This window comes from Endozoicomonas ascidiicola (genome assembly GCF_001646945.1).
GTDB lineage: Bacteria > Pseudomonadota > Gammaproteobacteria > Pseudomonadales > Endozoicomonadaceae > Endozoicomonas > Endozoicomonas ascidiicola.
In genome coordinates this window covers 587,744-612,612 of the sequence record NZ_LUTV01000004.1, presented here as the reverse complement: position 1 = coordinate 612,612, position 24,869 = coordinate 587,744, and the positions used below count along the sequence as shown (strand labels likewise).

The following is a 24,869-nucleotide window of genomic DNA, read 5'->3' as shown; positions in this document are numbered from 1 at the left end:
GCCCAGACCACAACACCCTGCACGTTGTCGTTACAGCAAATAGCCCGAAGAATCAGTCTTAACCTGACCCGTCGGTGCTCTTTGTTGGAATTATTCAGTGATCCGCCGGATAGAATTGAAGCCAATTTACCCCGGAATCAGGGGAGTCTGGAGCTGGTTTATGCTTAACCGGACAGTAGTGTCTTGTTATAGCTTTCGAACATTAAGAAATTGTGACAAGTGTTTCAGGGTATAAGATCGGTTACATAAGCAACTTTGCATCGTCGTATGAATCTGCTTATGATGAATTTTAGCGAAGCCAGCGGATTGGCTTCCTGACATAACAACAATAATAAATTGAGGAAATGGACATGTTCATCCGTAAAGCGCTTGTGTCCGCCATGGGTGGTATTGCTCTTTCGTTTGCTTCGCTGTCTGCCAGCGCCGATAACGTCCTGTTAAAAACACCCATCGCATTCAGTTCCAACTTGCCGGCACTGGGCTCTCCTATTGTCAAAGTGGCGGATCAGTTAAAGCTGATCAGTGGCGGCAGTCTCAAAATGAAAATCTATGAGCCGGGCAAACTGGTGCCACCCTTGCAGATTCTGGATGCCGTTTCATCCGGTAAAGTGAACTCCGGTTATGCCACCGCAGGCTATTGGAAAGGCAAAATGAAAGCCGCGTCCTTATTCTCTTCAGTACCGTTTGGGCCTGAAGCCGGTGAATACATGGCCTGGATGTATTACGGTAATGGTTTGGACTTGTATCAGGAAATGTACGACAGCAATGGCTATAACGTAAAAGTGTTGCCCTGTGCGATTCTTAGCCCAGAAACGTCAGGCTGGTACTCCAAACCGATCAACAAACCAGAAGATCTGAAAGGGCTGAACCTTCGTTATTTTGGCCTTGGCGCTGCGGTGCTGGAAAATCTGGGAGCTGGAACTGTTCAGCTGCCTGGTGGCGAAATCTTCGGTGCGCTTGAAAAGGGTGTGATTGACGGTGCTGAATATTCACAGCCAGCCATCGATAAGCGTCTTGGTTTGCATAAGATTGTAAAATATAACTACTTCCCTGGCTGGCATCAGCAGGCAACCGTCTTTGAACTGCTGATTAATAAAAACACCTGGGCAAAGATGGATCAACAGCAGCAGGCCATTGTTGAAACAACATGTAAGGCATCTGTCGCTGATTCCATTGCTGAAGGTGAAGCCAGCCAGCATGCAGAAATGAAGACGATGAGAGAGTCCGGTGTCAAGCACATGTACTGGAGCCAGGAGATGCTGGATACCTTCGAAGCATCTTGGAAAGAAGTAGCTGCAGAATATTCAAACGACGATGCGTTCTTTAACAAAGTATGGGCTGACATGAGCGCGTTCAGAAATGGTTATGATCTCTGGGAACGCTATGCATTCCTGCCTCGTAAGTCTCAATAATCCACTGAGAAGTTCCTGCACCGGCCTGTAAGGGTTGGTGCAGTTTTTGATTAAGAGGCTTTAACATGAATGCTGTAACGCCTAATGACAGCGTACTCTCAATGCTGTCCTCCAAAATTGAAAGCTCCGTTAATGCCGTCTGCAAAGTAATCAGCTGGTGCTATCTGATGCTGGTCGCTGCCATTATTGTTCAATTAATTCTTCGAAAGGGCTTTGCCAACGGGCTTATCGCTTTGGAGGAGTTGCAGTGGCATTTATACGCCATTGGTATTTTATTCGGGTTGTCCTATGCCCAGATTCAGAACGCTCATATTCGAGTGGATATTTTCCATCAGCATTTCAATGAAAAAACCAAAGCCATTATTGAAATTGTCGGTTTGTTGCTACTTGCTTTCCCCTTTTTAATGACCATTTTCTGGCACAGTCTGCCCTTCGTATACGACGCCTGGCGGATTGGTGAATCATCCGCATCGCCTTCGGGCTTGCCCATGCGCTGGTTGATCAAGGCGGTGATGCCATTAAGCACGGGCTTGCTGATGGTCACGATGCTGGCGTCATTGTTGAGAAAATTCGATGTACTGATGGGAGGTTCTCAGCATGGACGCTAATACAATGCTGGTAATGGCCATGTTTGGCAGCTTTATTCTGCTGCTGATGTCCGGATATCCCGTGGCCTGGGTGCTAGGCGGTACTGCTATTGCTTTCGCGGGCATTGGTTATTATTCCGATCTGTATTTCGACACCATGACCGGGTTGGATTTCCTGACCCTCGGCCTTCTGGTTAACCGCTTGTACGACATGATGGACAACTGGATTCTGGTGGCTCTGCCTATGTTTATTTTTATGGGCATCATGCTGGATAAATCAGGTTTAGCCGAACGACTGATGAACTCTATGCAGCGGTTGTTGGGGAGAGTTCATGGCGGGCTGGCGATTACCGTGACATTGATCGGCATTATCCTTGCCGCATCCACCGGCATTATCGGGGCATCTGTCGTATTGTTGGCATTGATCTCCCTGCCTGCCATGAAACAGCAGAACTACCATATGCCAACGGCGCTGGGTACTGTCGCCAGTGCAGGTACTTTAGGGATTTTGATTCCACCCAGCATTATGCTGGTGATCATGGCGGATCAATTGGCATTGTCGGTTGGCGATTTGTTCATGGCGGCGGTGTTTCCCGGTTTATTGCTGGCCTGCTTTTATGTGCTTTATATCGTTGGCAAAGGAATGCTCAAGCCAGAGCATATGCCAGTGCCTGATGATGCTGCTAACGTTGGCTGGAAGGAAATTTCCGGGTTGTTTAAAAACATTCTTCCGCCATTGCTGCTGATCGGTATGGTTCTTGGCTCTATTTTTGTGGGTATTGCAACACCGACGGAAGCCAGCGGCATCGGCGCACTTGGTGCGATGTTGTTGACGATCAAGAACGGCAATTTCAATTTCAAGATACTGCAGGAATCCCTTCAGCAGACGTTTAATACCACCGCTTACATCTTTGCCATTTTTATTGGTGCCAGTGCTTTTGCTTTGGTATTGAGAGAGCTTGGTGGTGATGAGTTGATTGAGTCTACATTGGCCTCTCTGCCGTTTGGGCCTTACGGTGTGATTGCACTGATTCTGTTGATGGTCTTTTTTCTGGGGTTCTTTCTGGATTGGATTGAAATTACCCTGATTATTCTTCCTCTGGTAGCCCCGGTTGTCGGGGTCATGGATCTGGGAATAAACGACTTTGGATCATTGGATAATCCGGAATTGCTGTGGTTTGTCATACTGGTGGCGTTGACATTACAGACCTCGTTTTTAACACCCCCGGTGGGTTTTGCGCTGTTCTATCTAAAGGGCGTATGTCCCCCGGAAGTGACCTTAAAGCAGATCTATCAGGGGGTGGTGCCATTTATTGTTCTGCAGCTACTCGCGTTGCTGGTGGTTGGTTTCTGGCCAGAGCTGGTTACCTGGCTACCCTCAGTCGCCTATTAAGTTATTAATAATAAGGTTGAAATCAAGGTTGGATTACTGGGCTGTCCAACCTTGATCGATGCTCCAGGATGAACCGGTAACGCAATCGGCGGCAGGGCTGCACAAATAAATGACCATAGCGGCTATATCTTCTGGCGTGAGCAGTCGTTTAACAGCTGCGTTCTTTAACAGCACATCAGCAATGACTCTGTCTTCAGGCAGGTTGAGCAGGCGGGATTGATCGGCAATCTGGCGCTCTACCAATGGCGTTCTGACATAACCCGGGCAGATAGCATTAGCGGTAATACCAAACTCGCCACCTTCCAGAGCACTGGCTTTGGTAAAGCCGATCAGTCCATGTTTTGCAGTGATGTAGGAAGATTTGAACAACGATGCAACCAGACCGTGGATAGAAGCAATATTAATAATACGTCCCCAGCCTTTTGCTTTCATTGCGGGCCAAACACCGCGGGTTAATAGAAAGGGCGCTGTTAGCATCACTGACTGCATGGTTTGCCAGGTTTCCAGTGGAAAGTCTTCGAGTGGGCAAACGTGTTGAAAACCAGCATTGTTGACCAGAATATCAATGCCATTATGCTGCTCATTGACTGTATTAATTAAATGCTGACAGGCATCCGTATTGGCCAGATCAGCTTGAATAAATTGAATCTCGTCCATTGGGGATGCGGGTTCATTTAGATCAGCGACAATGACACGGTATCCATTGTCACGCAGGGCTTCTGCGGTGGATCGACCAATGCCGCTGACACCGCCAGTGACTAACGCTGTTTTCATGGTAACTCCGGTAACGTCTGTTGGTTCCAGACTTTTTATTGTTTTCAGATGAGTATATTGAACCGAGTGATTGCTGAAAAACAAGATAAAGACAGTAAATCAGGAAAGATAATGAATAAGCCAGTATCCGGTTTTTATCAGGCATTGACTGAACATTTCCCATCAATACGGCTTTTGACGGACCCGGCAAAACTGCTCACGTTTGGGACCGATGCTTCATTCTATCGGTTGGTTCCTGCGTTAGTGGTTCTGGCCGAATCGGAATGGGAAGTTCAGCTCATATTGGCTGAAGCCCATAAACATAAGGTGCCAGTGACGTTTCGAGCGGCTGGCACCAGTCTTTCTGGTCAGGCAATTACCGATTCAGTGTTGGTGATTAGCAATAAAGGCTGGATGGATTTTGAACTGATGAATGGCGGAGAAAAAATTACACTGCAGGCTGGGGTGATTGGTGCGCGAGCCAATAAGGCGCTTGCGCCAATGGGGCGAAAGATCGGCCCTGACCCGGCATCCATAAACACGTGTCGTATTGGCGGCATAGCTGCCAACAACGCCAGTGGTATGTGTTGCGGTGTTGCTCAGAATACCTATCACACGATGGACAGTATTCGCATAATTATGGCAGATGGTACGTTGCTGGATACCGGTAAGCCAGACAGTATTGAGTCATTTAGAGCAAGCCATAAACACTTGCTGGAAAGCATAAAAAATCTCACTGAACGCGTGCGATCTGATCAGGCATTGGTCGATAAAATTCGGCACAAGTACCGGCTAAAAAACACGACAGGTTACAGCATTAATGCCCTGGTGGACTTTGAGGATCCTGTTGATATTCTGGCGCACTTGATGGTGGGTTCTGAAGGCACTCTGGGGTTTATCTCATCGGTCACCTACAACACGGTGCCTGATTATCACCATAAAGCGTCTGCCTTTTTTGTGTTTCCAGATGTTGCAACTTGCTGCAGGGCAGTGACCGTACTGAGTCATGCGCCGGTCTCTTCGGTTGAACTGATTGATTTTCGTGGAATGAAATCGGGTATTGGTAAACCCGGGCTACCACACTTCATTAATGATGATCTCCCAGATTCAACCTGCGCCTTGCTGGTGGAAACACAAGCGGATCACGATCAGGCGCTGAGTCATCAAATAAAAGACATTCATCAGCTATTAATCCACTTTACAGTGCTGGAGCAAGTGGATTTCACCCGTATTCAGTCCGAATATGAAGCGCTCTGGGCGATAAGGAAAGGGTTGTTTCCGGCGGTGGGTGCAGTCAGGGAGAAAGGCACCACGGTCATTATCGAAGACGTTGCTTTTCCTATAAATCTGTTGACGGAAGGTGTGCTGAAACTTCAGGCATTATTTAAAAAATATCGGTACTCAGAAGCCTTAATTTTTGGTCATGCTTTGGAAGGTAATCTCCATTTTGTCTTTACCCAGTCGTTTGAATCCAACGAGGAAGTGCGCCGTTATCAGCAGTTTATGGACGATGTTGCTCAGCTCGTCGCTGTGGAATTTGGTGGTTCATTGAAGGCTGAGCACGGCACAGGTCGCAATATGGCTCCCTATGTTGAGTTGGAGTGGGGGAGTGATGCTTTTAAGATAATGAAGCAAATAAAGCACCTGTTTGATGAACATAATCTACTGAACCCCGGAGTGATTCTGAACGACGACCCTGAAGTGCATATCTCCAACCTCAAACCAATGCCGGTAGCAGACGATCTGATTGATAAATGCATTGAATGCGGATTTTGTGAACCGGCCTGTCCTTCAAAAGATTTAACACTGACGCCGCGAAAACGGATTGTCCTGTGGCGGGAAATCAGCAGGTTACGTCGTGAAGGTTCAACAACACATGATCAAGCTCGGCTGAATGAGCTAGAGAAAGAATACAGCTGGCAGGGGATTGATACCTGCGCAGCCTGTGGTTTATGCAGCCAGTATTGTCCGGTGGATATCAATACCGGAGAACTGACGTTGAAATTGCGAGCGGAGCAAGCGGGCAGTTCTGAAATGGTGGCGAAATGGTGTGCAGATCATTTTGATGGCACGCAAACAGCCGTTCGGGCAGGTTTGATTGCTTCGGATATAACGCAAGCTCTGATTGGCTCGGATTCGATGGTTAGCATTTCCCAAGGGCTGAGAAAGGTGACAGGAAATCGAACGCCTCTGTGGATGGATGCGATGCCAAAGGCGGCCAGTCTCGAATCCTTAGGAATAGTCCCTGAATAACTTCCCGATTTCAGCAGGTACAGGGCATGGCGACATAGTTCCATTTTGGCAAGAATTTATCGAACTGAATGGCCATGTTCTTTTTGAAGTCAGTGGCATATTTACGCCCGGTTTCGAACACTTTGTCGATAATTCTTACAACCACTTTCAGCCCTTTGGTCGTTTCTGTTTTTTCTATGTAGTGCTTTGCCATCTCAACGGATTCCAGAGGAACACCTTTGCAGGCACGGGTGATATGCGGGAATACGCGATGCTCAATAGGGTTGTATTTCGAACAATACGACGGGTAATGAGCGATACGAATTCTCAAGTTCAGCCTGTTTGAAAGTGCCTGCAAATCCTCTTTGAAAAGATACGACGAAGCACTGTTACTGCCACCTCCATCACACAACATCAGCAGGTCGCCAACATTGTTATAGTCCACTTGACCTTGTTCTCGCCACCACAATTCGATGCTTTCGCAAGCAAACTCACTAGTATCGCAACTGGTATTCAGGTGTACTGATGCTTCGTTTTTCCGCACATCATAGATGCCGTGAGGGGTGACTTTTCCGTCACTACTGCTGGGGAAATCATGATCATTCACGATAGTTGGCTCTATCGCATCAGTCACGCCATCACGATAGAATTTACCCAGCAGTTCTTTCTTTTTCGTGTCGATGCTTATCACTGGACATCCGGCATCCAAGTATTCTTGTTTCAGTCTGGCAATATTTTCAAACTGGGCGTTGCGATCGGCGTGCTGCCCCATTGTTCGCTTTTTTTGCGGCTTGCGTCGTCGGTAACCATGATCATGAAGCAGTCGAGAAACGATATTCTTATTGGCTGGAGTTCCCAAATCGGAGAGCTTGCGAGCAATCTGCCGACGAGACAGGTTCGTCCATTTTACGTCGTGCCGCATCGGGTCCCCAGCAGTATGGTTACGGAGTATGGTGAGAAAGTTTTCAGTCAGCTGGGGACTTTTCTCAATCAGCGGTGTGCGTCCGCCCCTTTTTTTCGCTGATGATCAGCGTTCAGATGTTCTGATTCCAGCTCAGCGATACCTCGACGAATCGTTTTCGGGTCACAAGCCAGTAACTGAGAAATGAATTCGATGCCACCATGCCCAAGCTTTATCGCTTCAATCGCAGCATAGCGACGACGATCCCTCTCGTTGAGTGACTGATAAAACCGAACCATTTGAACCTCTACTGTCGTCGAATAACTGCCCAAGATGACCTCCTGCACTCATGCGGAGCAATTATCGACGATTCCTGATCTCTTGAAAATAGGGAAGTTAATTGGGGACTATTCCTTAGTCACCAATACTGAAACGCTTCAAGATGTAAACAGCCCCAAAGTCGTTTATTTCCCCAGTTGTGCCAGTCGGAACTTGGCACCTGCACACGGAGATTTTGAACAGGAACCTCTGGCAGACGTTGTTCAGCGATTACTGAAAAAAGCGGGTTATCAGGTCATTATTCCTGATGTATTAAACAATCTCTGCTGCGGACAACCGTTTCAATCGAAAGGTTATCCGGATATTGCCCAAGCAAAAGGCGGTCAATTACATCAGGCATTAATGGTGGCTTCTGATAATGGGCGTTGGCCAGTGATTTCCGATACCAGCAGTTGCACGGCTCAACAGAGAGAATCAGAAGGTAATGAGTTTGATGTTTATGATCTGGTGGAGTTTGTCGCCCACCATGTATTGGAGAAGTTGACCATTAACCCGATCAATGAACCGGTCATGGTACATATCCCCTGCAGTTTACAAACGCTTGAGGGGAATGGCGTAGAAAACCTGAAAAAAATCGTCAGTTTTTGTACCAAAAATATGCTTATTCCTGAAGATATCACCTGCTGTGGTTTTGCCGGCGACAAAGGGTTTACAGTGCCAGAGTTGAATGAATCGGCACTGGGATCGCTGAAAAAACAGGTTCCAGAGAATTGCCGGGAAGGTGTTTCCACCAACAGAACCTGTGAGATTGGATTAAGCCATCACAGTGGCATTTCTTATCACTCTGTCGCTTATCTTTTAGACCGCTGCACAATGACTAACTGAACTCAGTGACCCTCAAGTTGTGCGCTGATAGACTTTCACCCACAACAACAAAAATGCAGGGGATAATAATGTTTCGAACTGTTCTGGTCAGTGGTGGCTCCAGTGGTATAGGTCTTGATCTGGCAAAAGCTTATGCTGCAAAAGGTTGCAACATTATTTTGCTGGCTCGAAACACAGAAAAACTCAGTACAGCAAAAGATCAGTGTCGTCAGTTGGCGCTGAATGAGCAGCAAAAAATACTCACCTTCTCCGTTGATGTTGCGAATAAAGTACAGTTGCAAGGCTGTGTTGACGCTATTCAGCAAGAAGTTATCATGCCTGATTTGTTAATCCTCAGTGCCGGAATTCTGCAAAGCATACGATTTCTGGATCAGAGCGATGAAGATTTTGAGCGTATTCTGAATACAAATGTTCTTGGCAGCAGAGCGGTTGCCAAAGCATTTCTACCGGAGATGGTTTCACAGAAGTCTGGTCATGTCTGCTTTGTCGGTTCGCTGGCCAGCACAGTGTCAACCTATGGTTACAGTGCCTATAGTGCGTCCAAGTTTGCGGTGCTGGGTATGGCTGGCGCTTTACGACAGGAGTTGCACGGTCACGGTATTGCGGTGTCAGTGCTTTGCCCGCCAGAAGTGGATACCCCAATGGTAGCCGCAGAGCGGGATCATGTGTTACCGGAAACCCGCTTTATCAAAGACATTGGTGGGACAATACCAGTAAGTACCGTGACCCGGGCAGCCATGAAGGGCATCAGACGCAAGCAGTATATGATTGTACCGGGCATTATGGGTAAGTTGACGTACATTCAGGCGCGCTTGATGCCAAGAACATTTAACTGGTTTCTACAGCAGATGGTGAAGCTGGCTCCCCGCTTTGCTAAGCGGTGATTTATGTAAAACTACGGTACTGCATCCGGGTTGATGGTATGTCTGACGGTAATGGCCGTAAAGAAGGTGCCTTTGTGAGTGCCTTCAACGATCAAGGCGTTGACAGAATTCTGTTTTCAGGTAGTATTTGCCTCGTCGCGGAGGGATGGCTGAGCGGTTGAAAGCACCGGTCTTGAAAACCGGCGTGGGTTAATAGCCCACCCAGGGTTCGAATCCCTGTCCCTCCGCCATTTCAGCATAGTTTCTGATGCCATCTGCGGCAGAAAGATCATCCTTGGAGGGATGGCTGAGCGGTTGAAAGCACTGGTCTTGAAAACCAGCGTAGGTTAATAGCCTACCCAGGGTTCGAATCCCTGTCCCTCCGCCATATCTAAAATCTTCGTTTTGACAAATCATTATTTTCTGATCTCCGGCATTTAAAATGCACTGTGAAACGGTCGAAAATTTCACACTTGTGAAACTTTGATCTGGAACAATTGCTCAATTAGCTTCTTTTTTTCGTTGCTAAACCAAAACTCATTTGAAACATACGGTTCTAAATGAGCAGATAAATTGATCCAAAGCATGAAACGAAAAACGATTCAAGACGTATAATTACAGATCATTTTTTGCCATAACTATTCGATTCATGCTTAAAGTCCTACACGATAAATGGAATCAATCCCCAGAATGCCTCTATCAATCTGGATTATCAGAACCTCACCATAGGACGCGCGAACGCTTTATGGCCCTTTATCAAGTCTGTTGTGAGCAATCCGCTTCACAGGTGGCCTTCAGCACCAAACGCGCAACACACACCTTGTGGAAATGGATCAAAGCTTATAATGAATTCGGCCCAAAAGCTCTCCAGTATAAGCGTACAGGCGGGCACCCCCCTTTTGTCTAACCGTTACCTCAATCATCACTCAAGCCATCCACCGTTCGGCTGAAGCCGCTGCAAATGCTGAAAAGTCGTCACTCCCTCGCTGGACTCTTAAAAGGTTAGTAAACTGGTGCAAGGTGAAATGGAACTTTACTTGCTCCCGGGAAACTATTCGCCGTGTTTTGAAAAGGAATAATATCTCCTGGAAAAAGGCGAAGAAGCTCCTGAATCGTGCCGATCCTGAAAAAAGAGCAGACTATCTGAAGCAGCTTGAGCCGTTACTTCAGCAGGCAACCAGGCAAGAAAAACTGATCGTTTATATTGACGAAGCGCACATTCATCAGGATACGGATATCGGTAGTGGGTGGTCAGCTAAAGGCGGTAGACTCTTTGTGTCTTCTTGCTCTCCAGGGCTATCCAAAGTCACGTTTTACGGGATTTATTACTACAACGAGGGCCAGGTTAGGATTTGGCCATACCCCAAAGGCAATTCACAACATACTGTGAATGTTCTGGAGCGTATTCGACAGGAGAATCTTGAACGACAAATTACTGTTATTTGGGATGGTGCGTCCTATCATCGGTCATTTGACGTCTGCGAGGCTGCAAAAAATCTAAAAATAGAGCTAGTCTGGCTACCTCCGTACAGTCCTGATTTTATGCCAGTTGAGGCTCTTTGGCGTTGGTTGAGAGAGGAGGTAACTTATCATTATTGTCATAGCACCCAAGATGAACTGGTGAAGAATGTCAAAGCCTTCTGCGTGCAGATTAACCAAAAACCAGTCGAGTTAGCCGACAGACTCCATACCAAGACGTCTCTTGACGAGGAGGAAGAGGTGCTCAGAAAACCGGTTAAGCCAAAACCAAAATAAAACCGATGGTTTCAAGTGAGTTTTGGTTTATAGAAGCGGTTATAGCGGCCGACAGAACAATCGTGCTGTGAAACCAGACCTTTTTTGATCATTTTCCGAAATATCTTATCCATTGTCGTTTAGTACCTCTGCAAATGGGGTTGTCCGTTCGAAATTTCTACTGCGTAAATACATCTGTGTTGTCTTCATCGTATCGTGCCCCAGATTGGTACAGGCGGAATCAGCGCCGAATTTTTCACCCAACATCGTGGCATGAGTGGCACGAATATCGTGTTCATTAAAACTCTCTGAAAGGGGCACCTCTTTCGCTGTTATTGCTTTCTTCATACTCCCTTGCCAGCGATCACTGAAGGTGTTTTTATTGAGTGCCTGCCCATCTGGGCTGCACATAAGGTAATCGCTTTCAACCTCATTGAAGGATCGAATCGTTGCAACAATGGAGCGCAGTGCGTCTGTCCATGGAAATAACAGGCCCTTGCCGGTCTTTCCGGTTCGAATCCGTATTCCATCGTCGAAGAAATGCTTCTTCATATTGAGGTTTAAGATATCTGATTGACGAAGGCCTAGATGTAGCTTCAGATCGGTGTAAGCAGCGATAAAGGGTGATGCGTGTTTTTTGAAAATTTCAATTTCTTCAATGGTTGGGAGCCGGTCTCTCGCTTTGATTTTATGCCGAATGATACCATTCACTGGGTTTTCTTTATCCATCATTCCCCAGACTCGGGCATATTTTAGTGCCTTGCTCAACGTACCGGCCTCCTGGTTTGCCTGATGCTTACTGCTCTTGCCCCGCCGATCCACGTAAGCTTGCACCATAGCGGTCGTTATCTGCTCTGGCTCCATATGTCCAAAACTTTTGCGCAGCCGCTTCAGGTGCCCTTTCTTATCTAGCTGTGTTCGGGCGCCTAAAGCGGGCGTGACTTCTTGTTCATACCGATCGAACAGTTTTTTCATGCCCGTCATCAAGCCAGAATGTTGATCAATTCGATCTAGCAGGTCGGTTAATGCTTTCAGAGCCTGTTCATCATTATTGCTCAATGACACCCAACCGGTAGGTAGCCCCATTTTTTGTAAGGCTGACTTGTGATGAGCAGCCGGACGGAACTGCCACTTATTTCGGTACCAATAAACCCGCTTACACAGTTTTTTTAATTTCGTCATACATACAATCCTTATAGAAAATGCCGGAAAGCACTTCCGGCCTTAAATTTAATAGCACGGTTAGTCAGTCATGCCCGGTTAGTTGTGCAATTTCCTCCCTGTGGTTTTCTCCGGTATACCGTATATATGCCGTATCGATACGGTCTATATACCCTTTTTGGTTGGTGAAATAGGGGTGAACTTGCAACTTCAAATGTCGAATAGCCCCTTCTATGCTCAATCCCAGCGGTGGTAGCTTTTCCAGAAGACGGATGCGGCCGGTCAACTGTTTGCCGTTGGCGGCCGGATCAATTTGCTGAAAATTCAGAATGCTGATCCAGGTATGATCCCGACTGTAATCCAGGAATCCGGCTCCCTTAAGTTCATCCATGGCTGCTGCCAATGCATTGCTGTTCCACTGCAGGTCTGCCAGCGCATAGTCGTATGGCAGTAGGAAAACGCCCAGCGAGTTGCCATGGGGGCAGCTCAGCAGGTACAGCGCGAGATAGCGACCATTCTGGCTGACTTTGCGCAGCATATTGTCATGCCAGATGGTGGGTTTGATCTTTCCGATGATTTTCATAAGCGATCTTCCTTAATGCTTCATCCAGTCTAAATTTGGAGCGGCTGTCACAGCACTCTGGGCATCGTTACCCATCAGTACTTGTTCTGCATGCCGACGGGACACCACGACACTTCCCCGGGCATTCTGTTTTGCACGAATTTTCATGGTCTTCAGTGCCCTGAGCTGGCATTTGGCTTTCTGGTAACCGGTAATGTCCTCAATTTCCTGTTCTGTTAGCAGTAAACTGTCATTCATCGTGAATGCTCCCTGGTCATTAAGACCTAGCCGTTATACACCCTGTGGTAGATCTAAGAAGTTCCCCGATATCCGGTCTTGTGGGTGGGGCAAAAGTGGCAGAATAGAGCCCTGATTTTGGTCTCTAATCATCCAAAGGTTCGAAATACCATCAAATAGAGACCTGTTTTCAACCCATACTTGCCCGAATTTCGGGATTGTCTTGATCAAAATCGATTCAATTTTCGCATCTGGTTCAACGCAGACCTCCGAGCGTCCTTTAACAACCACTGGCTAAAGTGTCTCGCATCCGATTCCGATGAATGGCTGACCAATCGTCGTACGTCACTGTCAGGAATGACTGAAATGTATTCGTCGTTTACCTGCAGGTGAATGCCACTACTGCATAGCTGTTCAAACACTTTCTCTGCATCCGGGTAGCCGAGGGCTTTGATGATGGGTTTTGCTTCGTAATAGACTTCTCCGGTCTGAAGCGACATTACGGCTAGGCGGAATGTCCCGTAGGCTGGGTTTTCAACATTTACAAATACCGTCATACTGTTTCCATCCTTGAAGCTGTTAATGGTTCAGTCAGCGGCAACTGACCGAACAGGTTATTTCAGGGTTGCTTTACCGGGCGGTTTGTTTAACGCCCGCACAGATTGAATGCAGAGTGCCTGCTCCTTTTTCAGGCATAGTGATAGTTTTAGAGCTCATCCGGTGGGCGACGAGCGCCGCATGGGGTACGGCATAATCAAACAGCCACGCTCTCAGTAACTGGGCTTTTGCGTTGTGGGAAAAATAGATCAGTCGTTTAACATCCCGTCCGGAAATACCGGTGACAACGCCATCGGCACCTGAGAACCGGAGGGTGCTATGGCAATGGATGGCCAGTGTCCGGGCTGGGTCTACGTAGTCCAAATTAGCCATAAGGTTGGCTGCCCCGATATACACGCTTTCAGAGGATCTACTGAGAGTCACAATAAACGTGACAATCCCAAAGTCTTCATGTTCCAGATGAATAAATCTCGTCATATCTGTTCCTTGCCCGAAGGCGCTGTTCAGTTTCATCCTTGTTTCAGGAAGGCTGAAATTTATGGTTTACTGCTTTGTATTATTGTTCGATAGAGTGGTTGTTCTTCCTTCCACTTACCCGACGCTACCCGTGTAGCAGCGACATCCAGCTTGCCGCCGCACTCATCAATGGCCAGGAATGTCAGTGCATAGAGATGAGGTTTGCCCCGACCCATCGCCAGCCCCATTCGGGTTTGCACGATAAAACCGTAATGCAGTAACTCATCTCTGGCTCTTTGCTGGGTATCCTTGGAACGCCAACTGCTGTTTCATCACTGACCAGCTCACACAAAGGTCACCGTTGTTTTTTGTTCCTCCTTTCTGGAACCGAATCTGACTCCCCATTTGCACCAGCAGTTTTGCTGCGCTGCCCGATAATTTTTGAAAGTTGGGGCTTTCAATCACGGCGTAGGGAATACTGAAAAAGTTGCCACCCTCCCGTCGGTTTTTGCTTTTTTGACGGTTAAAAGCCATGGTCGTTTACTCCTGACCAGCTACATCGCGCATTCACTGGTAAACGACATCATCCAGCCATAAAGGAATGCGTGATTTTTCATGTAAATAGGTGGGTTTGGGACAGAGTCCCTGCCGGATCAGCCTTTCCAGGGTGGAAGGTGATAGGCCGGTAATGTCCACCACCTTTCCTTTTCTAAGGAAGGTTGGTGGAGAGGGGTGACTTGTCATTAAGCATCCTGCCTTTTCGTTGAAGGTCAGGACATCTTAAGCCTATACAAAAAACGACTTAAAGAAGGAAAAAAAGTAAAAAATTCCATCCAGAATAAAAAAATATAAAATAAATTAGGAAAAATAATTTATTTTATTCTTGACTTTTTTATATGCGCTTTACGGCTTGTGCTTCTAAAGGTATTTTGAAAACTCTTCGGACTCACGGTACTGCTTCATGCCTTGGGCTCTCAGGTTTGAAATAAACTCTTCAGTCATTGCCGCTTTTGCCAGGGATTCGATTTTTGTATCTACATCCTGTGAACTGAATTCATGATTTGGGTATAAAAAAACCGAAGTTAAATGGCTATTTACAGTGACTCCTGCAATCGCTTGCCAGAGAGTAAAATCGATGTATGCAAGAATGCGCCAGCGGATTAATTTATCAATATTGGATGGCCGAACTGGTTTCGTCGGCTTGCTGCTAATGCCGCGTAACTTTTTACCGAACCTTATGTTTAATAGAAAGTCTTCCATTAAGACTTTTTCATCTTGGCTTAGGTCAATGGTGCAATAAAGTACGCTTGGGTTGGTTGTATTCACATCATCAAAACGAAAGTTCTGAAGTTCTGAAAGATCCACGTCATCATTTATTGCTTTTCCTAGTAGTTCTGAAATATCAAACAAGGTTAATGGTTTCACCGTAGCATTATCCATAAATCTGAGCGGTGGATTTGGGTCAACTTTTTTCTGCAAATTCCTCCTAACAAAGCCAAAATCGGCTGGTATTGAAGGTGTTTGACTTATCGCCATGCCTTCATCGTTGGATAAATGTGAACTTGTTAGGGCTGCCGGATACTTAACATTCCTACTATTAATGAGATCTTTGAAGCAGAAAATCTTAGGTATTCTGACTGATGACTATTGATATCTTCATCTGTTGACTTGGAGCCGCACATTGTGACCTTTAAGGGCTTGTGCCGGAGTAGTTTATTTATAATTAGATTCGCGTAAAAACAAGCGCTTTTTGCTGATATATCTTCTTGGTTATGTATATTCAGGCGACTTAGAAGTTCATCCGCCAACGTAATAAGCGATGGCTCTGTTCCAAAATTATAATTTTCAGGATCGAACCAGCTAGCGAACTCTTTCAGTTCATCAAAAGACTGTATTTCTTTATTTTTGTTTTCCATGTTTCCATACTCGACGTGAAATAGCTGCACTGACTAATGTCAGATATCAATAGCCACGATCAATACGTCTATTGCTCAAATCTGATATAAAATGCTTTGCCCGTATACCCCTCACTCCCCCTTTCCGGTAACCTAACCCACAATATTATTTCCACGGGCACACACAGTATCACGGCACCACCAGCCCGCTACCTGCCCCGCAAACGGTTACCTCGATGTCACAAAAACTAACCCTCGAAACTTTGGAAAGCTGGTTATGGGAATCCGCCAACATCATGCGCGGCTCCATCGACAGCTCCGATTTCAAAAACTACATTTTTGGCCTGATCTTCCTGAAGCGGTTGAATGATGTGTTTGAAGAACGCATCGCTGTCATCATGGAAGAAGAAGACTGCAGTCGTGCAGAAGCCATGGAGATCGAGAAAGAGGATGGTGATTACTTTGTGCCCCCCGATGCCCGGTGGGATTACATCGTCCAGCGTACCGAAAATATTGGCGAAGTGATCGATGAAGCCTTTGGCGATATCGAAGCCCGCAACAGCTATCTGGAAGGAGTGCTGACGGCAATTCAGTTTGGTGACAAAAACAAACTGGGGGATGAACTGCTGGCGCGGCTGTTGCGCCACTTCAACCGCTACAACCTTGGCAACCAGAGCCTTTATAAGGCGGATATGCTGGGGGACGCCTACGAATACCTGATCAAACAGTTTGCCGACGATGCCGGTAAAAAGGGCGGTGAATTCTATACCCCGAAACCGGTGGTGCAACTGTTAGTGCGTTTGCTGGACCCGCAGCCCGGCCATACCGTGTATGACCCCACCTTCGGCAGTGGCGGTATGCTGGTGGAGAGTGCTCACCATGTGGCTGAACTGCCCAACGGTAAGATTATGGGGCGCCCGAACGTGGTGCTTTGTGGTCAGGAACGCAACCTGAGCACCTGGGCTATTGGTAAGCTGAATTTATACCTGCACAACATGAGCGCCGACCTGCGCCGGGGCAATACGCTGGTGGAACCGCTGCATCTGGAAGGCGGCTCCGTTCGTGTATTTGATCGGGTTATTGCCAACCCGCCGTTTTCTGCCAAACAGTGGTGGACGCCGTTAGAAACCAACCTGAAAACGAAGGTGGGTAAAAACGGTGAAGAGAAAGAGATTCCGCCCAACTACAAAAAAGAGGTCTACGACAGCCACGGTCGATTTGGTTACGGCATTCCCCCAAGAGGTTATGCCGATCTGGCCTTTGTGCAGCATATGCTGGCCAGTTTGAAAGACGATGGCCGTATGGCGGTGGTGCTGCCCCACGGTGTGCTGTTCCGGGGCGGGGAAGAGGGTAAGATTCGCACCGGCTTGCTGAAAGGTTCCAGCGAACTGCCCGGTGATCGCATCGAAGCGGTGATCGGCTTGCCAGAGGCACTGTTCTACAACACCGGTATTCCTGCCTGCGTGCTGATTCTTAATAAGCAGAAGCCCGCCAGCCTGAAAGATAAGGTGATCTTTATCGATGGCAGCCGTGAATACGCCGAAGGCAAAAACCAGAACTCCCTGCGGGAAAAGGATATTGAGCATATCCATGAGGCGCACAATGCCGCTTTCCATAACAGTGTTGAGGAAGACAAATATTGTCGTCTGGTTGCTATGGATGAGATTTCGGTGAACGATTATAACCTGAACATTGCCCGATATATTGATACCTCGGAAGCGGAGCCTGAAGTGGATATTCCGGCGGTGCTATCTGAACTGGCGGTGATTGGTGGGCAGTTGGCTGAGGTGGATGCGGAGCTTGATGGGTACTTGGCAGAGTTGGGCTTGGTGCTTATTTCCGGTGATGTGGAGATGGTGTGATGGAGGTAGAAATAGAAAGGTATAAAGAAAGCTCTATTGGCATTATTCCTGAAGATTGGGAGTGTAAAACCCTATCTGAGTTATGTAGTCATGTAATGGACGGTACACATTTCACACCAACTTATGTAGAAAAGGGCGTTCCATTTTATAGTGTTGAAAACGTAACCTCTGGAAATTTTAGCCGTACAAAATACGTCTCTGAAGATGCTCATGAACTGATGTGTAGACGTGTGCGACCAGAAAAAGGCGATATACTTATGACTCGCATCGGATCAGTAGGGATGACTCGACTGATTGACTGGGATGTAAATGCAAGCATCTATGTGAGTCTGGCGCTACTTAGAACTAAATCGTCAATAACCCCAGAGTTCTTACAACAGTACTCATGTTCAGAATGGTTTAAGAAAGATATTTTAAGCCGTTCGCTATTGAACGCCACTCCAATGAAAATCAACTTGGGTGAGATTAGATATATTTCTTGTCCAGTACCTCCTCTCCCCGAACAAAAAAAAATCGCCCGTATTCTGTCGTCTGTAGACAGCAAGCTGGCTCTGATCGACCAGCAGATCACCACCACCAAAACCTTGAAAAAAGGGCTGATGCAAAAGCTGTTTTCCCAAGGTGTCGGCACACAGGATGCCGATGGTCAATGGCAGCCGCATACCGAGTTTCAGGATACGGAACTGGGGCGAATTCCGAAGGGATGGGCTATCAGCAAACTTGATGATCTTACAAATCGTGGCAGTGGTCACACGCCAGATAAGCAGCGACCTGACTATTGGGATGGTGGCATCAAGTGGGTTTCTCTTGCTGATTCATCTCGATTGGATAACGGCCTAATTAAAACTACTGACAAAGAGATTTCAGCGCTTGGTATAGCAAAATCATCCGCTGTGTTGCACCCAGAAGGCACTGTGGTTTTATCGAGAGATGCAGGTATTGGTAAAAGCGCAGTCATGGGTGAAGATATGGCGGTAAGTCAGCACTTTATTGCATGGAGCTGTGCGCCAAAGGGTAAGCTTAATAACTGGTATCTGTATTATTTATTACAGCTCTTTAAACCAGAGTTTGAGCGGATAGCTATTGGTTCAACCATTAAAACGATTGGCTTGCCATATTTCAAAAAATTTACGATAGCCCATCCTGTTGACATGAATGAACAAGATGAAATAGCACAGGTGCTTCTGACGGTGGATCGAAAGCTAAGACACCTACAATCCCAAAAATCCCAAACCCAACAACTCAAAAAAGGCCTGATGCAAAAACTGCTTACCGGCCAGATCCGTGTGAAACCAGACCCACAGGACGTGTGATATGGACAGCGATTCCCATTGCCAGAAACCCGGTAACCCGGAGCTGGAAGGCGTAGAAAAGCCAGCCATTGAATGGTTGGTGCAACTGGGCTACACCCACCTCAGTGGTAAGGTAGTTGGTCAGCAACAGACCCACCGACATATGTCGCCCATTCTGGAAACGGTGCTAGCGGAACAGTTGCTGCGGTTTAATCCCTGGATGGCGGGCATCAATGGTGCAACGGGCACTGTGATGCGGGAGTTGCGCCGGTTCTGGCAGGAGAATCTGCTGGAGGCGAACCAGCAGTGTTGGGAGTCGGTGATTCATGGCAGCGATATTCAACTGAAAGATGCCCGTGGTCGTGCCCACAGCGTGCGCTTTTTCGATCAGGCCAATCCTCTGGACAACCAGTTTCATGTGGTGGATCAGTTTGTGGGCACCAACAGCGACGGTGATGAGTTCCGGCCAGATCTGCTGTTGTTTATTAACGGGCTGCCTCTGGCGGTGATCGAGTGCAAGGCCAGCCACGTTAAACTGAGCAAAGGCATCAATCAGCTTCTCACGTATCAGAACAGCCATCCCCGCCATTTTGTGTTTAATCAGGTGTGTGTGGCCATCAACCGGCAGCAGGCTCGATACGGGGCGATTTATACGCCGGAACCCTTCTATTTCCGTTATCGTCTGGAAGACGACGAAGAACGCACAGTACGTAAGTTGCGGGGTAAGGAGCCTACGGAACAGGATCGTCTGCTCTGGGCACTGTTTGAACCCCGTCGTTTTGTGGAGCTGGCCTGTCAGTTTGTGTTGTTTGAGCGGGAAGATGGGCGGGTGATCAAAAAGTTGCCCCGCTATCAGCAGTGGCGCTCGGTTCGCAAAACGCTTGCAAAGCTTACTGTTGAGAATAAGGGCGGTGTCGTCTGGCACACCCAGGGCAGTGGTAAATCCCTGACCATGGCGTATTTAGCCCGTTACCTGCGGGCGGAGTGTGTGGGGCTGAATAACCCCAGCATTCTGGTGCTGACGGATCGCAACGATCTGGATCGGCAGATATTCAACACCTTTACCAATGTGGGGCTGCATCCCATCAAGGCACCGTCTGTTGCTGGTTTGCAACAGATGCTGGGCAATGATTACGGCAGCATTTTTACCACCACGGTGCAGAAGTTTCAGGAGCGCGATGGCCGACCCATCAAAGCCGCTCAGAACGACCCTGAAGAGGAGAGTGCCGACCATCGCAGTCGCATTCGTCGTGTGCAGGAAGGTGGTCAGTACTTTATCTGTGAAGAGGTCAATACCCACTTTGGTAAACGGGATGCCACGGGTGAACCCCTCAAAGCCAATTGGCTGGAAACCCAACGGGAAGCGGTGGATTTTCTGGTGCTCTCCACCAAACCCAATTTCTATGTGCTGGTGGATGAAGCCCACCGCAGTCAGTACGGTTTTCTGGCGGCGTTTATGCGCGCCAGTTTGCCCAATGCCAAGTTTGTCGCCTTTACCGGCACCCCGATTTCCAAAAAGGATAAGGACACCCTGAGCGAGTTTGGCTCCGGCGATTACATCGACACCTACCGGCTGGACGAAGCCGTGGCGGACGGTGCTACGCTGCCCATCAAATACCAGGAAGGGATGACGGCGCTCAACGTCAGCGACAAACTGGATGATGCTTTTGACGATCTGTTTGGTCAGGAAGAAAATGCCCGACAGGCCAAATTGAAACAGATGCTGCTGAAAAAGCGACGGACGGCGGAGAATCGAATTGATGAAAATACCAAACACCTGATTGAGCACTTTTTGTCGTCGGTTAAATCCAGAGGCTTTAAAGGTCTGCTGGTGTGTAATGGCCGTGAGATGGCTGTGCGCTACAAAGACACCCTTGATCGTATGATGGCAGAGCGGGCACAAGCCGGCGAAGAGACGTTTGAGAGCCGGGTAGTGATTTCGTTGGGTGGCATTACCGAAAGCCGCACCGGAGCTGATCAGGTTCAGGAAGCCGCCGCCGTTTATAAACTGGATAAGCCCCTGCAATCCATCGAAGAGCGGGTGCGTGCCGAACAGAAAGCCGGAGTGGAACCGGTGGCTGTGCCCACGGATGAGATTCCTGCGCTGGTGAATACGCTGTTCAAAAAGCCCTACGGAGATGAACGACAGAATGATACCGATGCGCCGGACGGCAAGGGCATCAAGTTCAATAATATTGGCCTGCTGATTGTCTCCGATATGCTGCTCACTGGCTGGGATGCGCCAATCGTCAGCACGTTGTATCTGGACAAACCCCTGAAGGAGCACACCTTGCTGCAGGCCATTGCCCGGGTGAACCGTACCCGCAAAGGCAAAAATGCCGGGTACATCGTGGATTACCACGGCGTGGTTGAGTATCTGGATGAAGCCCTGAAGATTTTCAGCGGTGATGTGCGGCCGGAGCAGATTTGGACGGACATCAACAGCGAACTGCCCAAGTTGGAAGCCGCATTGCAGAAAGTGCTGGATCTGCTGCCTAAAAAATGCGATCTGATGACGCAATCGGAGCTTTATAAGACAGAGGCTGAACAGTTTTTAGACCCGGATATACGACTGGATGTGGTGGATGATTTTCTGGCGGCATTTCGAGAGTTTAATGCCCGCTTGGATAGGGTGCTGCCCGATGAACGGGGCACCCGCTACAAGCCGTTCTTTCAGGTGCTGGTGGCGATAAAAGACGTAGTGCGTATGGCACTGCCTGATGAAACCTATCAAGGGCCGCTGAGCCAGTTGGAATCGGCACTGCTGCAGAAATTGCTGGATGAGTATATCGAAGCGGATGCCGTGCGCAGCCTGGTTGGGCGGGAGGTGTCCATTCTGGATACCGGTGATATGGAACGGTTACGAAAGCTGAAAAGTGTGGGCAGTCAGGCCCTGATAATGAAAAATCAGATTAAACACACCATCGCTGTTGGTCGGCGGAAGAACCCCGGGTTCTTTGGTCAGTTGGAGCAAGAGCTGGAAAAACTGCTGCAGGATGAAAAAGCCAATCGCATCGAGCAGGCTGAGTTTTTGCTGCAACTGGAGTTGTTTTGCCAGCGGGTGCGGGAAAAGGCATCGGGCGGTCAGCAGGCTGGCTTCCAGACTCCGGCGGAAGTGGCGGTTTTCGATTATCTTCAGAGCCAGTTGGGGGAAGATGGCGATACCGCGACAGTCTGGACCAGGGCGCTGTTTGCGGAAACGGAAATCAGCGAGACCATCGCCAGCCCGGTATGGAAAGAGAAGAAAGAGATTCACAAGCCGTTGCAGGCGTTGATCCGCAAAAAGATGAAGGCTCTGGCCGGTTGGGATGTGACCATTGCCAGACAACATTCCGCCGAGCTGCTACACATATTGCTCAATAACTGAATGGTGAATAACTGCATAGGGTTTGTGTCAATGCCGGTGTTTGATTATGGGACGACGACCATTGAATGGGTTTTCCGGGAAGAGCCGACGCTGAAGCAGCACTACATCACGGTGGAGCGGGGGCAGCCGGTGCTGTTGCGGGGCAAGCGTATTAACGACAGTGAGCAGCGGGCACTGATTCGTCAGCGCGCCCGTTGGATTAAGGAGCGAATGGCTGAGGTGAACCGGCCTCTGAAAGATCAGTTTGTGACCGGTAGTCGCCTGCTTTATCGGGGGAAAACCTGGTACTGCGAAGTGCAGTCAGCTCTGGAACTCAGCAAGCCGGTGATTCGTTTTCGCAATAGCCGGTTTTATATTCAGTCTACGGAGGGAAATTATCTTTCACGGTCACTGTTGAAAGCGGCACTGGATGTTTTCTTTCGGGAAAAAGCCAAAGAGAAACTGATGCCCCGGATTCGCCACTGGCAACGGCAGACCGGGTTGCAGGCTTTGTCTTCAGGATTGCATCGGTTTAAGGGGCGTTGGGCCAGTTGCAGTGAAGAGAATGTGCTGGAGTTTCACCCACGCTGCATGGAACTGGCGCCTTCGGTGCTGGATTATGTGATCGTCCATGAGCTGTGCCATACGGTGGAGAAGAGCCATAATAAGGCGTTCTGGAAGTTGGTGGAGCGACACTATCCGGACTGGCAGCGATGCCATGGGGAGATTGAACGGCTGGGGGTGGAGGTGTGATGTTTATAAGGTGATTTGCTCAAACCTGGCAACTGCACCGTGAGTCCAGCAAACCCGGAAGGCTGACCCACCTCTCATGCGCTCTGCCTGATCAATAATGGCTGGCCACCAGCGCACCAGATTTTGAGCTTTATCCCAATACTTTTTCTTCGCCCACTGCTTGTGCAGAAAAAATACGGTAAGACCACTGCGACGAAGGGCTTCTTTTTCTTCATCCCCCTTTTTGAAGCGATCCTGAGAAACAATCACCCACCCTTTTTCAGAGGCCAATGCATTAATCCAGTCGGTATCCAGTGTATCTGCGGGAAACTTGTCTCGAAGGGCATACACTTCAACGCCCTGCTTGATGGTGGACAGTTCGTGCATCGCGTGGGCAAGTGCTGGTGGCAGGTTATGATCAAGGATGAACTTCATTAACCGTGGCAATCCTTTGCTCAAAGAGAATGGCGGAGTTTACTGCGGCAACGTCAACGTCGTACAACGCCGCGACCATTTTGTGATCTTGTTCTTCTGCCAGCCAACTCTGATACAGGGTCTCTGTTCTGATTCCATTATCGGTAACAATCGGCTTACCAAATGAGCGGTTTGGATCGAGAACGACTTTCCTGCTGTTCTTTACGGGGAACCATCGAAGGGCGTTATTGTCACCCTGATCGTACTCAATACCGCTGTACAGTGAGGGTTTGATGATTTTCTTAAAGACATTCTGTTTTTTTACAAGATCAACCAGCCCTTCATCACCGGTTTCTTCTTCTACCGTGGCAAAAATACTCTGCCCATCGGTTTGAAAGCGTTTGCAGGTAAACGGGTAAGGCTGGTGAAAAAACTCTCTTGCGTGTTCTGCAGCGACCCGAATAGCAGGCAGTGGCACACCATAATCCCGAAAGGCATGAACAAAACGGATTTCCAGAAGATCCTGAAAGCTGATGGTTTCTTCCAGCGTAGTTGCAACGTCGGAGTGCCAGAGCGGAGGCTGTTTTACTTTATTGCCAGACTCATAGCCGAAGAGCCAGCGACGAATCTTTCGGGTGGGTATCCCGGTGATGGCAGAAGCTTCAGGGATGCTGTACAGACCAACACCAATGAGTGATGACATTGTATACCCCCCTGAATCTATGTTTGTGTGGTTCGTAAGTAAACATCAGCACGGCTGGAATAACAAGTCAATCGGCCTGATTATTTTTCCATGAACCATGATGCTCCACAGAGTAGGCCTATTAACTGTTTTGAAAGGGTTAGATGATGTTGATTTCATCAAGGGCAAAGGGTTTCTTAACGGTTTCGAAACCGTTACATGATCTTATGGTGAAGTTGCTTTAACCGTTTATAAGGAGGTGCATTTCACTGTGTAGAATTTAGATCTGCATTTAGTCTAAGGGTTAAGTAAGGCGTCCTCAAATATGCCGTTGATAGACTGAAGCAGGTGTGGGGGTATCAAATAGTAGTATGACAGGAATGCCCGAGGGGGACTCAGTCTAGTCTCTTCCAATATGAAATGAGCCTGAAAGTCTCTTCCAATATGAAATGAGCCTGAACGGAGCCCTTGTTTCCAAAATGAAATGAGCCTGTGATTTCTGATCTTTCGTCCAAAATTACTGGATGAAAATCATAATGGACACACGGCTCATCAAATCGCTCCAGCAGGTGGAGGAGCTGCTTCAGGCTACACCGCAGATACAGCCTGGTTGGAAGTCAAAAGACGAGTGCT

General features: G+C 48.0%; 26 protein-coding genes and 2 tRNA genes. 13 read left to right on the top strand and 15 right to left on the bottom strand.

The features are described from left to right. Positions 1–344 precede the first annotated feature (344 nt). The 3 genes from AKL11_RS13305 to AKL11_RS13295 all read left to right on the top strand — a co-directional run bounded on the left by AKL11_RS13305 (position 345) and on the right by AKL11_RS13295 (position 3,392). Complete coding sequence (locus AKL11_RS13305; RefSeq protein ID WP_216636529.1) at positions 345–1,412, top strand: TRAP transporter substrate-binding protein; 1,068 nt, start codon at positions 345–347, stop codon at positions 1,410–1,412. A 65-nt stretch (positions 1,413–1,477) separates the two neighbouring features. Further along, complete coding sequence (locus AKL11_RS13300; protein WP_067518179.1) at positions 1,478–2,020, top strand: TRAP transporter small permease subunit; 543 nt, start codon at positions 1,478–1,480, stop codon at positions 2,018–2,020. Further along, a complete protein-coding gene (locus AKL11_RS13295; protein ID WP_067518176.1) occupies positions 2,010–3,392 on the top strand; it encodes a TRAP transporter large permease in 1,383 nt (460 codons plus the stop codon). Before AKL11_RS13300 ends, AKL11_RS13295 begins: the two co-directional genes overlap by 11 nt. A gap of 33 nt (positions 3,393–3,425) precedes the next feature. Here AKL11_RS13295 and AKL11_RS13290 read toward each other — a convergent pair whose 3' ends face one another. Beyond that, positions 3,426–4,166, bottom strand: a complete 741-nt coding sequence (locus AKL11_RS13290) for a 3-hydroxybutyrate dehydrogenase (protein ID WP_067518174.1) — start codon at positions 4,164–4,166, stop codon at positions 3,426–3,428. 111 nt (positions 4,167–4,277) lie between these two features. Between AKL11_RS13290 and AKL11_RS13285 the strand changes: the two genes are divergently transcribed. Beyond that, entirely contained in the window at positions 4,278–6,398 is a 2,121-nt protein-coding gene (locus tag AKL11_RS13285; protein WP_095210386.1) for an FAD-binding and (Fe-S)-binding domain-containing protein, read from the top strand. A 10-nt stretch (positions 6,399–6,408) separates the two neighbouring features. Here the strand turns inward: AKL11_RS13285 and AKL11_RS13280 are convergent, their stop codons facing one another. Both AKL11_RS13280 and AKL11_RS25965 read right to left on the bottom strand, forming a co-directional pair. Beyond that, positions 6,409–7,350: an ISAzo13 family transposase gene (locus tag AKL11_RS13280; RefSeq protein ID WP_245673411.1), complete on the bottom strand. Its 942-nt coding sequence runs from the start codon at positions 7,348–7,350 to the stop codon at positions 6,409–6,411. A 17-nt stretch (positions 7,351–7,367) separates the two neighbouring features. After that, on the bottom strand, positions 7,368–7,610 hold the full coding sequence (locus tag AKL11_RS25965; RefSeq protein ID WP_095210384.1) for a hypothetical protein: 243 nt from the start codon (positions 7,608–7,610) through the stop codon (positions 7,368–7,370). A 1-nt stretch (position 7,611) separates the two neighbouring features. Here AKL11_RS25965 and AKL11_RS13270 point away from each other — a divergent pair, with 1 nt between their 5' ends. From AKL11_RS13270 to AKL11_RS13250, 5 genes are all read left to right on the top strand, one after another. Then, positions 7,612–8,442 carry a (Fe-S)-binding protein gene (locus AKL11_RS13270; protein WP_067518169.1) on the top strand — a complete coding sequence of 277 codons (831 nt, stop codon included), beginning with the start codon at positions 7,612–7,614 and terminating at the stop codon, positions 8,440–8,442. Between the two features lie 68 nt (positions 8,443–8,510). Next, positions 8,511–9,326, top strand: coding sequence for an SDR family oxidoreductase (locus AKL11_RS13265; protein WP_067518167.1), 816 nt, complete (start codon positions 8,511–8,513; stop codon positions 9,324–9,326). Positions 9,327–9,465: 139 nt separating this feature from the next. Then, positions 9,466–9,556, top strand: a tRNA-Ser gene (locus AKL11_RS13260). Between the two features lie 46 nt (positions 9,557–9,602). Then, positions 9,603–9,693, top strand: a tRNA-Ser gene (locus AKL11_RS13255). Between the two features lie 530 nt (positions 9,694–10,223). Next, entirely contained in the window at positions 10,224–11,060 is an 837-nt protein-coding gene (locus tag AKL11_RS13250) for an IS630 family transposase (RefSeq protein ID WP_157673406.1), read from the top strand. Between the two features lie 105 nt (positions 11,061–11,165). Here the strand turns inward: AKL11_RS13250 and AKL11_RS13245 are convergent, their stop codons facing one another. The 10 genes from AKL11_RS13245 to AKL11_RS13210 all read right to left on the bottom strand — a co-directional run bounded on the left by AKL11_RS13245 (position 11,166) and on the right by AKL11_RS13210 (position 15,929). Continuing rightward, positions 11,166–12,221 carry a tyrosine-type recombinase/integrase gene (locus AKL11_RS13245; RefSeq protein ID WP_067518165.1) on the bottom strand — a complete coding sequence of 352 codons (1,056 nt, stop codon included), beginning with the start codon at positions 12,219–12,221 and terminating at the stop codon, positions 11,166–11,168. 64 nt (positions 12,222–12,285) lie between these two features. Continuing rightward, on the bottom strand, positions 12,286–12,783 hold the full coding sequence (locus AKL11_RS13240) for a hypothetical protein (protein ID WP_067518163.1): 498 nt from the start codon (positions 12,781–12,783) through the stop codon (positions 12,286–12,288). Positions 12,784–12,795: 12 nt separating this feature from the next. Continuing rightward, positions 12,796–13,020, bottom strand: coding sequence for a DUF4224 domain-containing protein (locus AKL11_RS13235; RefSeq protein ID WP_067518160.1), 225 nt, complete (start codon positions 13,018–13,020; stop codon positions 12,796–12,798). Positions 13,021–13,226: 206 nt separating this feature from the next. Continuing rightward, a complete protein-coding gene (locus AKL11_RS13230; RefSeq protein ID WP_067518158.1) occupies positions 13,227–13,556 on the bottom strand; it encodes a BRO family protein in 330 nt (109 codons plus the stop codon). A gap of 73 nt (positions 13,557–13,629) precedes the next feature. After that, positions 13,630–14,034, bottom strand: a complete 405-nt coding sequence (locus AKL11_RS13225; protein WP_157673559.1) for a hypothetical protein — start codon at positions 14,032–14,034, stop codon at positions 13,630–13,632. 59 nt (positions 14,035–14,093) lie between these two features. After that, entirely contained in the window at positions 14,094–14,273 is a 180-nt protein-coding gene (locus tag AKL11_RS25190) for a hypothetical protein (protein WP_157673558.1), read from the bottom strand. Between the two features lie 22 nt (positions 14,274–14,295). Then, the gene (locus AKL11_RS24610; protein ID WP_095210365.1) at positions 14,296–14,547 is read right to left on the bottom strand and encodes a hypothetical protein; all 252 of its coding nucleotides are present in this window, start codon (positions 14,545–14,547) and stop codon (positions 14,296–14,298) included. A gap of 33 nt (positions 14,548–14,580) precedes the next feature. Next, positions 14,581–14,757: a helix-turn-helix transcriptional regulator gene (locus AKL11_RS25185; protein ID WP_157673557.1), complete on the bottom strand. Its 177-nt coding sequence runs from the start codon at positions 14,755–14,757 to the stop codon at positions 14,581–14,583. A gap of 174 nt (positions 14,758–14,931) precedes the next feature. Beyond that, positions 14,932–15,549 (bottom strand): DUF6387 family protein, encoded by a 618-nt coding sequence (locus tag AKL11_RS13215; RefSeq protein ID WP_157673556.1) that lies wholly within the window; start codon positions 15,547–15,549, stop codon positions 14,932–14,934. Positions 15,550–15,578: 29 nt separating this feature from the next. Beyond that, a complete protein-coding gene (locus AKL11_RS13210; protein WP_157673555.1) occupies positions 15,579–15,929 on the bottom strand; it encodes a hypothetical protein in 351 nt (116 codons plus the stop codon). Positions 15,930–16,144: 215 nt separating this feature from the next. On the opposite strand from AKL11_RS13210, the gene AKL11_RS13205 reads away from it, so the two are divergent. Genes AKL11_RS13205 through AKL11_RS13190 form a run of 4 tightly spaced genes read left to right on the top strand, consistent with a single transcriptional unit; the run spans position 16,145 to position 23,161 of the window. After that, positions 16,145–17,770, top strand: coding sequence for a type I restriction-modification system subunit M (locus tag AKL11_RS13205; protein WP_067518148.1), 1,626 nt, complete (start codon positions 16,145–16,147; stop codon positions 17,768–17,770). Continuing rightward, positions 17,770–19,083 carry a restriction endonuclease subunit S gene (locus tag AKL11_RS13200; protein WP_067518147.1) on the top strand — a complete coding sequence of 438 codons (1,314 nt, stop codon included), beginning with the start codon at positions 17,770–17,772 and terminating at the stop codon, positions 19,081–19,083. Before AKL11_RS13205 ends, AKL11_RS13200 begins: the two co-directional genes overlap by 1 nt. 1 nt (position 19,084) lies before the next feature. Continuing rightward, complete coding sequence (locus AKL11_RS13195) at positions 19,085–22,429, top strand: type I restriction endonuclease subunit R (RefSeq protein ID WP_067518144.1); 3,345 nt, start codon at positions 19,085–19,087, stop codon at positions 22,427–22,429. A gap of 30 nt (positions 22,430–22,459) precedes the next feature. Further along, on the top strand, positions 22,460–23,161 hold the full coding sequence (locus tag AKL11_RS13190; protein WP_067518142.1) for a M48 family metallopeptidase: 702 nt from the start codon (positions 22,460–22,462) through the stop codon (positions 23,159–23,161). 3 nt (positions 23,162–23,164) lie between these two features. Here AKL11_RS13190 and AKL11_RS13185 read toward each other — a convergent pair whose 3' ends face one another. Beyond that, positions 23,165–23,575 carry a PIN-like domain-containing protein gene (locus AKL11_RS13185; protein WP_067518140.1) on the bottom strand — a complete coding sequence of 137 codons (411 nt, stop codon included), beginning with the start codon at positions 23,573–23,575 and terminating at the stop codon, positions 23,165–23,167. After that, positions 23,559–24,257, bottom strand: a complete 699-nt coding sequence (locus AKL11_RS13180) for a DUF433 domain-containing protein (RefSeq protein ID WP_067518138.1) — start codon at positions 24,255–24,257, stop codon at positions 23,559–23,561. Before AKL11_RS13180 ends, AKL11_RS13185 begins: the two co-directional genes overlap by 17 nt. Positions 24,258–24,869 lie beyond the last annotated feature (612 nt).